Source organism: Vibrio sinaloensis, assembly GCF_023195835.1.
Classification (GTDB): domain Bacteria; phylum Pseudomonadota; class Gammaproteobacteria; order Enterobacterales; family Vibrionaceae; genus Vibrio; species Vibrio sinaloensis_C.
Genome location: NZ_CP096199.1, coordinates 1,363,104 through 1,376,371, shown reverse-complemented (window position 1 = coordinate 1,376,371; position 13,268 = coordinate 1,363,104). Strand labels below are relative to the sequence as shown.

General features: G+C 42.0%; 11 protein-coding genes and 1 pseudogene. 6 read left to right on the top strand and 6 right to left on the bottom strand.

Annotation, left to right across the window (positions count from 1 at the left end):
• Positions 1-995: 995 nt before the first annotated feature.
• The 3 genes and pseudogenes from MTO69_RS06335 to MTO69_RS06325 all read left to right on the top strand — a co-directional run.
• Positions 996-1,781, top strand: a complete 786-nt coding sequence (locus MTO69_RS06335; protein ID WP_248333649.1) for a class I SAM-dependent methyltransferase — start codon at positions 996-998, stop codon at positions 1,779-1,781.
• Between the two features lie 845 nt (positions 1,782-2,626).
• Positions 2,627-4,408, top strand: a complete 1,782-nt coding sequence (locus MTO69_RS06330) for a putative bifunctional diguanylate cyclase/phosphodiesterase (protein ID WP_432715654.1) — start codon at positions 2,627-2,629, stop codon at positions 4,406-4,408.
• Between the two features lie 156 nt (positions 4,409-4,564).
• Positions 4,565-4,762 (top strand): annotated as a pseudogene (locus tag MTO69_RS06325) (helix-turn-helix domain-containing protein); the annotation flags it as partial.
• Between the two features lie 60 nt (positions 4,763-4,822).
• Here the strand turns inward: MTO69_RS06325 and MTO69_RS06320 are convergent.
• From MTO69_RS06320 to MTO69_RS06305, 4 genes are all read right to left on the bottom strand, one after another.
• Entirely contained in the window at positions 4,823-5,230 is a 408-nt protein-coding gene (locus MTO69_RS06320; protein WP_248333644.1) for a GFA family protein, read from the bottom strand.
• Between the two features lie 342 nt (positions 5,231-5,572).
• Positions 5,573-7,234: an EAL domain-containing protein gene (locus MTO69_RS06315; RefSeq protein WP_248333643.1), complete on the bottom strand. Its 1,662-nt coding sequence runs from the start codon at positions 7,232-7,234 to the stop codon at positions 5,573-5,575.
• Positions 7,235-7,362: 128 nt separating this feature from the next.
• Positions 7,363-8,445 carry an AarF/UbiB family protein gene (locus MTO69_RS06310; RefSeq protein WP_248333639.1) on the bottom strand — a complete coding sequence of 361 codons (1,083 nt, stop codon included), beginning with the start codon at positions 8,443-8,445 and terminating at the stop codon, positions 7,363-7,365.
• Positions 8,446-8,553: 108 nt separating this feature from the next.
• On the bottom strand, positions 8,554-9,009 hold the full coding sequence (locus tag MTO69_RS06305; RefSeq protein ID WP_248333637.1) for a GNAT family N-acetyltransferase: 456 nt from the start codon (positions 9,007-9,009) through the stop codon (positions 8,554-8,556).
• 465 nt (positions 9,010-9,474) lie between these two features.
• On the opposite strand from MTO69_RS06305, the gene MTO69_RS06300 reads away from it, so the two are divergent.
• On the top strand, positions 9,475-10,302 hold the full coding sequence (locus MTO69_RS06300; RefSeq protein WP_248333633.1) for an NmrA family NAD(P)-binding protein: 828 nt from the start codon (positions 9,475-9,477) through the stop codon (positions 10,300-10,302).
• Between the two features lie 93 nt (positions 10,303-10,395).
• Here MTO69_RS06300 and MTO69_RS06295 read toward each other — a convergent pair whose 3' ends face one another.
• Positions 10,396-11,364, bottom strand: a complete 969-nt coding sequence (locus MTO69_RS06295; protein ID WP_248333632.1) for an AraC family transcriptional regulator — start codon at positions 11,362-11,364, stop codon at positions 10,396-10,398.
• A gap of 152 nt (positions 11,365-11,516) precedes the next feature.
• On the opposite strand from MTO69_RS06295, the gene MTO69_RS06290 reads away from it, so the two are divergent.
• Complete coding sequence (locus MTO69_RS06290) at positions 11,517-11,912, top strand: DUF4345 domain-containing protein (protein ID WP_248333629.1); 396 nt, start codon at positions 11,517-11,519, stop codon at positions 11,910-11,912.
• Between the two features lie 66 nt (positions 11,913-11,978).
• Complete coding sequence (locus MTO69_RS06285) at positions 11,979-12,509, top strand: flavodoxin domain-containing protein (RefSeq protein WP_248333627.1); 531 nt, start codon at positions 11,979-11,981, stop codon at positions 12,507-12,509.
• A gap of 150 nt (positions 12,510-12,659) precedes the next feature.
• Here the strand turns inward: MTO69_RS06285 and MTO69_RS06280 are convergent, their stop codons facing one another.
• Positions 12,660-13,124, bottom strand: coding sequence for a methyl-accepting chemotaxis protein (locus MTO69_RS06280; RefSeq protein WP_248333626.1), 465 nt, complete (start codon positions 13,122-13,124; stop codon positions 12,660-12,662).
• Positions 13,125-13,268: the final 144 nt, after the last annotated feature.

Here is a 13,268-nt window from a genome sequence, read left to right as displayed (position 1 = left end):
TAGTTATTAGCTGCTCAATCACCACATATGGTGATTAATAAATTGAATATTTGGTGTAGGTTTTTATCGTTATTCTTAAGAAATGAGGTGTAATCTGGACAATGTTAAGACGATTCTTGTAGCTGGAGCTGGTGGTTACCTTATTCGACATCTCATCGATGTTTTAAAAACCTCTAATACAGAGTTTTTTGCTTTAGCACGGCACACCGAGTAACTCAACAGATGTGGAGTTACTGACACACAAATCAGAGTTGCGGCGGTTACTAACCCTAGTAGCCTATTTGGATGCTGTGATGATATAGATATTGTTGTTTCCTGTGTTTGTATTAGAAGACAGAAAGATGGTCTGAAATATATGGATGTAGACTTTCAGGCTAACTGCAATTTATTAGAGGAAGCTATAAGAGCAGGTGTCAAGAAGTTTAGATACATCTCTGCTTTTAATGCCCCGAAATATAACCATGTCCGACTGCTTAATGCTAAAGAAAATTTTGTTGGCAGATTAATCAAAACCGAGCAACTAACTCAGTGTGTAATCAGGCCAAGTAGGTTTTTCTCGGCTCTAGATGAGTACTACAAAATGGCACAATCCGGACGAGCAAATGTATTCGGAGATGGAAGAAAAGTTAAACCCTATTCACGATACAGATTTGGCCCATTTTTGCTTAGAAGCTATCCATATGAGCGAGCGTAAACTTAGTGTCGGAGGACCAGAAGAGCGATGTTTATCTCAAATAGCTATGCTTGCATTCGAAGCTCAAGGACGAGCCGATTGAGCTAAGATAATCAACTTACTAAACTGGGTGAGAAGAACTGCGTTATCTATCGCAAAATCTATACCTAAGCGTTTTAGAGGCCCCGCTGAGTTTTTCCTTACCGTTAACGCAGGGGATATGGTCGCTCTGTTGCATGGGGAAAGGGCCTTATCAGAATACTTTCGAAATCTTTACCACACGAATAAATGATATCAGTAATTCAACAAAGCAGGTATGAAAATGAACTATCTAGAAGTAAACAAAGATGCGTGGGATTCCAGAACAGACACCCATATCAAGTCAGAGTTTTATGATGTCGAATCGTTTAAGAAAGGCAGATCCTCTCTAAATCCTCCCGAACTTAAATTGCTGGGAGATGTGAAAGGTAAATCTATTTTACACCTTCAGTGTCACTTTGGACAGGACACTCTATCACTAGCGCGCATGGGTGCAAATGTAACGGGGGTTGATCTATCAAGCAAAGCCATCGAACAAGCTAACTTACTAAAAGAATCGCTAGGAATAGATGCAACATTTGTAGAAAGCGATGTTTGTCAGTTTGATCAGATTAACCAAAAGCAGTTCGATATCGTATTTACTTCATATGGCGTACTTTGCTGGCTATCGGACTTGTCTGCATGGGCAAATACCGTCGCAAACTCACTAAAATGTGGTGGTAAGTTTCATCTTGTAGAGTTTCATTCGGTCAACGATTTGTTAAGCGGTTATTCCTATTTCCCAAAAAGTGAACCTGATATTGATGAAGAAGGTACATATACCGAGAACTGCGATGGTACAACTTCGACGATGGCAACGTGGTCTCATTCAATTAGTGAAGTTATCAGTGCCTTACTAGCAGCTGGCTTAAAAATTGAAGTATTCTCTGAGTCGCCCTACAGTCCATACAACTGTTTTGATGGATTGGAATACATACCTGGTTATGGGTATCAAATGTTGCACAAAAACCAACAGGTACCTCTTATTTATTCTATATCAGCTAGAAAGATCACCGATAAACTTAAGTAATGAATATCCTTATAACCAGACCTCCTCATATTTACATGAAGAGGTCTGATAATAATCCTCGTAGACGTTCAAAGTAATATAGATCATCATGTGTAAATTAAATAATATGACAGCATATCATCAAATTATTATCTTCGTTTAGTTCTTTCCTGTATCTTTCCCATACATTTGGTTCAAGAAACACCTACTACTAATAAAGTGAAGATATCAATTATTATTAATAATCATAAATAATCTGTTAGAAGGCCAAAAGTAACTCAACTCGTAATCATCTTGATAGATCGATATTTCAATGAACCAAAATAACGTAAATATAAACATTCTTAAATATGAAATCAAAAATAACATGGAACAAAAGCAACATCTGGGCAATTTTTAATGTTGTTTTAGCTTCTTCTATACTACTCTTTGGTTACTATGCTTATTATAACTGGTCATCTTTGGTGTCCGCTGCGAAAAAGGATCAGGAAACCCATGTAAGACTACTCAATAATTCCGTCATGTCTTTTCTGAAGACGCAAGAGTCCCTTTTAGAAGTGTTAGGAAAGCAGCTTATTTATAGAAATGGTTTTCCTATCAACCCAATACATGACTCTTTGCTCGACAACACCATGGAAACCTACCCGGCTTTCATTGGTTTAGGTCTAGCGGATTATGATGGCAAAGCGTTAGTGGTCAGCTCTAATTTCGATCTTAACCATTTACCCAACTTAATGGATCTAGTACAAACCAGAGCGTCTTACATGGAAGCGAGAGTTAGTAGTAAGCTGCATACCGGCCCAACGTATATAATCAACACGTTGGACAGTCAAACATTAGCATTTCCCGTTCGTAAAGCTGTTTATATGAACGACTCAGACCAAGCCGTGGCGGTTATGACAGCGGGAATTAGATTAGATAGGTCCTCTCTTTTTAAAGAATACAAACAAACCGATCGAACTCAAATCATCGAGATAATACGTAAAGATCGCTACCCTTTATTTACCACAGATAAAAGCACTCTGTATACTCAACCTATCGAACAACAATACTACAGTGAGTTAATGAAAAGCCTACCCGACAAGGAAATCATCTCTTTTGACTTCATTGACCCCAGCACAGGGACGTCACGTCAAGTAGTTGCACTATACAACAGTTACCTAGATTTTTGGTTCGTCTCGAAACTTGGTAAACAGATAATCCATAAGACTTTTTACCACAGAATTATGCTTAGCATCGCGCCTTTTTCTCTTTACTTGCTCTGGATTTTTAAACTCACCCAATCAGTTGCCAACGCTGAAAAGAAAAAGGAAGATGAGCTGATGACACTAGCCCAACTTGATTCTTTGACGGGGCTAGGCAACCGTTCTTTAGCGGTAAAAAAGATCGATCAAGCGATTACAAGTAGTGGTCAAAGCGGTCATTACTACAGCATTTTGTTTCTTGATATAGATAACTTTAAAACAATAAATGACACCTACGGACATGAGCATGGTGACACTCTGCTCAAGGAGACCACAAAACGTATCCTCCATCATTTACGAAAACGTGATTTTCTCGCTCGATTTGGAGGCGATGAATTTGTGATTTTGCTACCAACCTTTGAGTTGGATTTACTTGCTGCTCAAGATCAAATCGCATTCACTGCTTCAAATGTGCTCGAGGGCCTGTCTCAGGTTTATAAATTTGATCATTATGAGTACATTAGCAGTGTCAGTGTTGGGGTTGTACTGTTTAATAACGCATCTCAAACAAGCTCCGAGTTACTCAAACAAGCCGACATTGCGATGTACAATGCAAAGCGCTCAGGTAAAAATAGGATCAGCTTTTTTAAGCCAGAGATGCAAAAGACGATTTCTTCTAACTTTGAGCTAGAAAGAGACTTACGAGCGGCATTAAAAAAGGAGCAATTTGAACTCTACTATCAACCGCAAGTGAATGAAGATGGGACCGTTATTGGTGTTGAAGCACTCATTCGCTGGAGACACCCCTTAAAAGGATCAGTAAGTCCTTATCATTTCATTTCTTTGGCCGAGAACATAGGTTTAATAATACCTATAGGCGAATGGGTACTCAAAACGGCTTGTAAGCAGTTGGCTAAGTGGCAAGGTGACTCGACCAAATCCCATTTGTCGATTTCAGTCAACATCAGCTACCAACAGTTTCGCTCAAAAAGTTTTTCCAAAGTCATTCAAAAGCTAATAGAGAAACATAGCATCCCTTCAGGGAGATTAAAGCTAGAGTTAACCGAAACTATGTTAATTGATGACATTGAGCAAGCAATACAATGCATGAACAAGCTCCAAACGTTAGGCGTTGAGTTCGCTTTGGATGATTTTGGTACAGGATACTCATCATTGAGCTACCTAAAAAAGCTTCCTATTAGTCAGTTAAAGATTGACAAGTCTTTCATTTGCGAACTTGAGTCGACGCCAAACGCCAGATCAATTATTGAGACGATCATTTCTCTATCCAATATTCTTGGGTTATGTACTGTCGCTGAAGGCGTCGAAACGAAATACCAACGCGATTACCTCGAATCATTAGGATGTATCGTGTATCAAGGTTACTACTACTGTAAGCCTCTACCAATTGAAGAAGCAGAGAGTTTCATAGAAAATGCTCACCGCCCTAACTTGTCAGCATAATTAGTCGCGACTGTTAGATTTAATTGGAGATAGAAATGGTCGACACTGTTCCTTGATAAATAAATTATCCCCGTGAAAATCAAGCTACTTCAAGGGGATAATCCAGTGGTTCAGGTGTGCGATTCATAGACATCCTTTCAACTATACTGGGTGTTTATGGGCAGAGAAATCCAACAAAGACTACAGTGGGTAAAAATCTATGAGGAATGTGGTGATGCAGGCCTCGTATGTCGACGCTGTGGTATTTCCAGACCAACATTACGCAAGTGGTCTAAGCGGTATAAGCAGTGTGGAATCGCTGGTCTAGATAGCCACAGCAGACGCTCTCATTCATCTCCAGATACCAAACTCACTATGCCACTACATCCATATTTTCTCCATTTAGCACCTTGTTCTACAACTTTTCTCCATCGACTATCTCCTCGATGGTTCGTGCTCTTCATACATTGGCAACTTGGCTTCAAGTTCTTCCCAATTTCCTTTTGAGGTGACAAAGTTATGCGAAATTGGTCTTTCGATTATATCACTGTCGATCGCGCCTAGACGGATTCTAACTTTGGACAGTTTAGCTGAATTTGAACCATAGATTGGTGCACCACATGCAGTACAAAAGTACTTTCGTTTTTCAACATTCCTCTCGTAATAAGTAAGAGTGGCTTTTTCATCAGTCAGTTTGAGATCTGTTTTATTCACATACCCATTTGTGGCAAATGCACTGCCACTCGATTTATCACAAAGCGAGCAGTGACAATAAATAGGATCTGTAATTCCCCCATGTAGCTCGAACTGGATTGAGCCACACAAACAACTGCCTATGTACATATTTCCCCCGTTATACATAAACCTCAGCCCAATGTTCAATCAAACTTACTAGTTGTCTTAGGCTTTGTTGCGTGAAAGAATTATTCACTATTCTTCATCTCTCTATCAGGCCTTAGTCTACTCTTCCTTTATCTGACAGTTTGGGAAATGGGTAAGTAAAGATGATTGCTCTGTTTAGTAGCGCCAAAACAGAGCACATTCACTATTCCGCAACAAGACCTCAAAACACCTCTTCTGGGTGTTCCCTATTAAATAGAAAGGCTCATAAAACTTGAAAAAAGCAAAAACTTTAAATAAAGCCTTACTCTCACTCAGTTGGAGACAAACCTAGAAAATAGATAATTAATCTCTCGGGCTTTCTGCTTTTCTGTATTCCAACCATACCTGAGGCTCAGAAGGTCGGTATAGGCAGTATCCTTGGAGATACGGAACGCCAATCTTAATTAACTTATCTAGCATGTCTGTTGTTTCCACACCTTCAGCAACCAGTGCAATATTATGCCCCCGACCAAAATCACACAGATAAGTAATTAACTTCATGCATGCATCCAATCGCATCGCCTCATTAATCAGAGACCTATCCAATTTGACTTGATAGAGTGGAAGACGAAATAAACTAGTAACGGCACTCATTCCTGATCCAAAATCGTCTATCGACAACTTAAAGCCATGAGTATGAAGAATATTAAGCGTTCTATTTATCGTGGGATTTTCGTCGAGCAAATATGACTCTGTCACTTCCAACACAATACGACTAGGGGAAACACCAGCTTGCGTTGCAACATCAAACACATCATCCACAAAGCTATCTTTAAGAAGCTGATGTGCTGAGACATTTACATTGATTAGGGGCCTTGCTGCATGAGTCTCATCAAATGTTGTAAGGTATTGACAAGCATGCGTTAAGACCAACATTCCTAGCGCATGAATATACCCTTGCTTTTCTGCTATAGGGATAAACTCTATAGGTGAAATATGGCCCAACACAGGGTGATTCCAACGAGCTAGCGCTTCAAAACTGATAATATTCCCTGTTAGGCCTTCAATAATAGGTTGAAGTGCAATAGTAATTTGATGTGATTCAATCGCTTCCTCTAATGCGTCATGTATTTCAAAATACCTATCGATATCATGTTGAGAATCATCGGTATAAGTCACTGGCGAACTGACCAAACGGGCGTATTCTGAAAGATTAAATATTTGTTCTAGCGGATTTTCTGGGTTGATAATATTAACAGGTAAAGCCCCTATCCCCACTCGACTGGTTAGGATTGAACTGCATCCTTTGAGCTGACTTTGACCTTGGAATTCCGATTCTATTTGCTTCATCAGCTCTAGCACTAACGCTGCATCCAGTTCCTCATCTATTTGAACAACAAATACATCAGCGCTAATACGATAAAGCCCGTATTTCAACGAAAAGACATGATCTAATGTGGAAACTAAAGTAGAGGACAATGCTCCAGATGCATCGTTGCCAACCCTACGTTGAAACTGTTGTAATTGAGTCAAACAACATACAAAAAGCCATCCTTTTTCTTTAAAGCGAGGAAAGTTTTGTAAGAAGTAATGGCGGTTAAATAATCCTGTTTCACTATCATGATTGGCCATATGAGTCAGATACTGATTAAGGAACACCTCATCAGAGACATCCTTGTGAGAGCCAACCATGGCGAATCCACCATTAAACTCTGCACGTACCCCTGTTACTTCAATCCAAAGGTAGCGACCTGACAAATTTTTCACACGATAACGCGTTTTTACGCGAGAAGTCGTATGATACTTTTGATATAACTCGACTTCCTTCACTAGTTGAGTTCGATCTTGTGGGTGAACCAACTCCAACCAATCTTCTAATGATGGACTCCCAGAAGGGAGATTAAACTGCTGATAGAAAGTACTGTTGTAGAACTGAACAACATTATCATCTCCCATAAACCACAAACCTTCACTCGCGGTATCTAAAAGACTGAGCAATAATTGCGGTAAGGTCTGTTTGTCCATTTTCATTTACCTATTCAAGAACCAACTATTCCATGTTGCTAGGATGAGCGCCTAGTCAATAGAAGAGTTGCTTTAAGCAACTCTTGCAATAAATACTAAATATTCGCTTAATAGCTCCAACTTCTGTTTTACAACTGGTAGCTTTCCGCTAGCTTCCACTTCTGTTCATATTGAAGGCGCAACGCTTCCTGCGAAGCACCTTCATTCTGATAAAATAAAGCACCGCAACTTTCAAGGAGTGGAAAATGATGATTGAGAATCTCTTGAACGACGTCAATACGTTTGAGTGTTAAGGCTGTGCAACTTTTGCCTTCCAGATCGTCCTCAATATCAAGCACATGAGAGCGGAACATGGTTGTTAAGAAACACCGCTCAAGTACTGATTGGTTAGAAATGGCCTCGCTGAACTCTCTCTGGATACCACGATAGTATTCGATGATATAAGACTCGCCACCATTCCCCTCAAGCCAAGTTATTTTATCCTCTATGGCTTTTAGTGCGGTCATTTTGACCTCTCTAAACAAAGTGAGGGCCTTATCCTGGGTATACCCCTTCTCGAGTAACCATCCAGATAAGAAACGCGTCTCAAACCTTTCACAGAAGTTAAATAGCGGATCGTTCGTTCCGTTACTATTAAATGCCCGTCTAGGGTCAAACTCATACATGTAACCAAAGTCGAACAATTTAAGTTGTTGATGATGGTCAACTAACAAATTGCCAGAGCATAAGTCCCACTCGAACAATCCGTTTTGTTCACACATCATCAAAGTCGAAAACAGTTGCTGGAGTATTTCAGTCGTTAGGTTTTGGATTGGCGCACCTTCTATCCATTCAGATAAGATGATCCCTAATCGATAGTCGGCATAAACGGTATTCACAATTCCATCAAGAGACCGACCAGTACGACGCTCTGCTTTTAACTTCTGAAAGTCCTGACGCCGCTGAACCTCATTAAGAAAAGAAAATTGACCATCTAAGTTTTGCACCTTTGCACTTTGACGTTTCTTCTTAAGAGTAAAGTCCTTATTGTCAAAACGAACTCTGTAGACTTCCGCTGTCAAACCGCTGTCAAAAGCCTCGATAACATAAGGGGAATCAGCTGTTGTTTGTGCTAACCGCTCAGGCTCAATAGGACAGTCAATGACTCTTCCCACAATAAGGTTCTGACCACTTTCTTCAAATAACTGTTGCTTTACGTGACGAGCATTCATTTTCGTTTCCTTCCTGTCCTAGAGTGTTGAAGCCTACCAAATAGAATTCATTCGTCTTCATCTGTGCGACAGAAAATTGAGGTGTAGGAAACCGGAGTAGACGATAGACTATCCGATGAGTAGTTTGAAACCTTCGTGGCTGTCTCTAAACCCTAATCGTTGATAAAAGGCGATAGCGTCAGGGCGAGATTTATCACTGGTCAACTGGACCATAATGCAGTTTGATGCCTTCGCAAGATCGAGCGCATAGTGAATCAGTGCGGTTCCAACTCCCAGCCCTCTTACTGTCGCTTTCACTCTGACGCCTTCAATCAAGCATCGCCATCCTCCCTTATGAGTCAAATAAGGAATGAACGTCAATTGGCACATTCCAACAACCTCATTGTCACGTTCCGCGACAATCAGTTGATTTTGCGCATTACTCAATATAGCTTGAAACGCTTGCTGATATCGTTCATCTAAAGGTTGGGTCGTATCCTCTCTATCACGACCCAATGGATCGTCAGCGAGCAAGTGCACTAAACACGTCAGATCTTCTTGCTGAGCGTTACGAAATCGAACCATAGCTCTCTCCCTATTGCGCTTACTTATCACTAAACATTATTTTCCCTAACATCCAATGGTCTTGGACATCCTCAAGTCCGTCACACTTCCTTGCCTGGGACCGAGTATTTATGATAAATCCGTTCATTACGCATCGACTTCTAGCGTAACCGTGATACATCATACTCAACCGCTCCATCTCCACTTGACTGAAAGTCCGTTTTTTATAACGTTTCGTTCAGGAATAGCGACATTGTCGTTGGAACGAGTCATCTCCATGAGGTCACAAGGCTTGTCATCAAGACGACATATGTACAAAGGTTCATTTCGAGTGATTAAAACCTCAACCCCATGTATCGTCCCCTTTCTCCAATTTTGAACTTTATGCAAACAAATCCGAACTTAATGTCATTCCGCTAAAGGCACTCTCAGGACATGATGAACACTACGTCAACAACACGTCATAATCCCACGAGGAGATCCATCATGAACAATCCATCTACCCCCATTGTCATCATCGGAAAAAATGCAAAAACCGGTGTTCGTGTCAACAAAAGACTCATTGAACTTGGCTTTGAGACTCGCCCAGTCTCCCGCAGCACCTCGACTTGCTTTGACTGGGAAAATAGAGCAACTTGGCCTGGCGCCTTAAAAGGCGCAAAGTCAGCGTACGTGACTTATCAGCCCGACCTTGCCGTACCCAATGCAGAAAGTGATATCCGCGCATTTATCGAAGTGGCGAAAGCCGAGGGCGTAGAGCATGTTGTCTTGCTTTCAGGGCGGGGTGAAGACGGGGCTGAAAGAGCGGAGCAAGTTCTTATCAACAGTGGCCTTGAATGGAATGTGGTTCGCGCTTCTTGGTTTGCACAAAACTTTAGCGAAAGCTTTATGGCTGATGGCATCTTGAACGGCCACTTAATATTACCTGCTGGAAACACACCAGAGCCCTTCATTGACACGGATGACATTGCAGAAGTAGCGGTGGCCACTCTGGTTGACCCAAGCAAGCGCAACCGCCTGTATGAGGTAACTGGTCCTGAGTTACTGACCTTTCAGGACTGCGTTGATGAGATTTCCAAACAGCTCAACAAAGAAATTAAATTTACCTCGGTCAGTATCGATGACTACCTAAACATTCTCAAGGAGCAAAATGTACCGGAAGATTACCAGTGGCTCCTTAATGAGCTCTTTACCGTTGTCTTTGACGGGCGTAACTCAAACCTTGCGCATGGTGTCGAGGAAGCGACTGGCACCAAACCGACAAAGTTCTCAGACTATGTCACCAAAACCATTGAAGGAGGTTACTGGGGATAGCGCATTCAGGACGGGAGATTCAACCATCACCATTGGGCAGCCCGAGTTTACATCGGGCTGCCCGCCGTTCCCTAGATAAAACGGTAAACAGTGTTATCCGGTTTTCTTAGAATAAGATGGTGACACTCCATACTTACTCTTATATGCACGGCTGAACGCGGCTTCAGATTGATAGCCAACATCGAGTGCAATATTGAGAATATGCTCATTGCCATGCAACAAGCGCTCTCGCGCTAACGATAAGCGCCAATGTGTAATGTACTTCTTAGGCGTCTGACCCACGATTTTCTTAAAATAATCAATGAAGCTGGTACGAGACATACCAGATAACTCAGCTAAAGACTCAATATCGATATGCGCAGAGGGGTCTCCATGTATTTTTTTCATCGCACGAGAAAGACGCTTATCTGTATGTGCCAGTAGCCAAGTCTGATGCTCATCAGAGAGTTCATTCACCCAAGCACGAATACATTGAAGGATTAATACATCCGCCAACTTAGAGACAATAAGTCCTGCGCCATAATCCTCATTTTCAGTTTCTCTGTGTATCGATTGGACCACACTTTCGATGGTTTGGTGCGCTGGGGATTGTGACGGCACCAAAATATAATCCGGCATTGATTGAATGATGGATGTCGTCACCTCGTTATCAAACAATACCGTGCCGCACAGAGTCGTCGTCAACGCACCTTCACCAGCCGTAGTTAAACGCTCATAGTGTTCGGTGATTTTTTCGATATCATTGTCAAACAGGTCATTGGCTGGTGTGTTATTGACGTCAACGATATCATGACCGGTACCTCGTGGTAGTAAAATAAAGTCACCAGGCCCCAGTTTTACGCGTGTCCCATACGCTGAAACTAACGCTTCGCCCTCTAGCACCAAGTGAAACATTGTACTAGAGGGAATAGCAGGGATCTTCACCCCCCAAGGTTGCTTCAACGTCGAGTAAGTATAAAAAACGCTACTCATTTTCAGTTGACTGAGCGGAGAGCTGACTTCCTCATCCTGGCGCCTGTTTTGCTCAAACTTCGCCATGGCTTGTGTTCTTCTATCGTCCATCAATATGTACTTCCTGCAAACGTTCAGCGACTTTCTGTCAATTAAATCATCGCCCAATTTGGTCTAATAAACAACGTTCACTGCCTGCCGCAGTTTTGTGGCTCTAGTCAGTAAATCCAATGATGTCATAAAATCTAGAAGGAGATTGCACCATGATTGCATCTATGTTTGAACGTATTGTTTTAGGGATAGCTGGGGTGACCGCCTTTACTATCGGCGGGTTTATTGCATTAGAGCCACATACTTTTTACTTAAGCTATGGTATTGCGCTCGCGGATGACCCAAACCTACTCAGTGAACTACGAGGACCGGGGACAAATCTCGCTGTATTGGGCGCAGTAATGCTAGCTGGCCTCTTCTATCATCCCTTAACTAAGACCTCCATCATTGCTGCAAAAATCGTTTTCTTCGCTTTTCCTGTGGGTAGAGTAATAGGAATACTTACCGATGGTATGCCGTCTGAGGCGATTTTGGCCGCGCTAGCGGTAGAAATTGCGATTGCGGTTTTACTCTTCGTCGCTTTTAGAAAAACGAAAGCGTTCACATAACGTGTTTTGCTCGCTCAATATCAACCCTGTTCAAATTTTTAGTGACTCATCGAAAGGACCCATATCATGAACTTTAATAAAGTGCTCATCGTGTACGACTCGGGATTTGGCTCAACCGAAGACATTGCGCGCGCAATGGCAACTGAGCTTTCTCGATTAGGTCTGCAGGTTGAGTGCCAAAATGCTGAAAATGCGCGTGCACCTCTAGATGGTGAAGCGGTGATAGTGGGAAGTCCCATCCGTTATGACAAGTGGTTGCCCACCGTTAGACAGTACGTGACTCGCCATCAAACGATACTCTCACAGATTCCTGTTGCGTATTTTTATACTTGTCTTTCTCTTGTGCAAGGCACATCAAATCCAATAGATGACAAACAAGTCTACGATGACGCACTTCTTAGTGTGAACACCCAAGTTAAACCGATTATGGTTGCAGGTTTTCCTGGTACATTAAAGCTAAAGGTAATGCCTTGGTACTTTCGTTTTCCCCTCAAGTGGATCGCGAAAAGCAACGGCGTGAGTGAAGGGGACTACAGAGATTGGGCAATGATAAAACGCTGGACTCACCACTTTGTCCATACGTTAGCCGCTCCGTAACATGACATACTCTAGGTGCTGTAGGTATATGTTATCGACAATAACACCAATAGCATCAACCGCGGCTTGCTGAGGGCAGTACACAAACCGTGATTGATGCATTGTTTCTATGTCTTCAAGCTGGTGTTTTAACTGACAAAGATAACCCGATTAAACTTGAAACTTTTTAGAGTGGTTACTGAGTTCCTCTGCCGACTGAGCGACACTAGAACTGGTCTGCATTAGTTGATTTGTACTTGCTGCCGTTTCAATAGAGCTCTCGCTAATCTCTTCGATTCGTTTAGCGATATCACCGGTTACCTGAGACTGTTCTTCCGTTGCGGTGGCAATCTGATCCATCATTTCATCGATTTGCGTCACTGCGTCATTAATTTGTTCAAATGTTTTGCTGGTGTTCAATGAGCGCTGACTCACTTCCTCAACTTGCAATACATTTTTCTCCATTCCTGAGATAGACTTGTTCGCAGCTTGCTGGAGCGTCATAACCATTGTTTGAATATCCGTTGCAGAGTCCTGGGCTTTTTGAGCCAAAACACGGACTTCATCAGCGACGACTGCAAACCCCCGCCCTTGCTCTCCAGCTCTCGCCGCTTCAATCGCAGCGTTAAGAGCCAATAGGTTTGTCTGTTCACTGATGCTATGGATGACGGGGATTGAAGGGACTAGTCTATCAAAACTCTCCTCTCGCAGGTAATCGAATAAGTTTTGTTTATAGATCTTACAAGGCACTGAAACTTGGATTGGGGCATTTCCGATTCA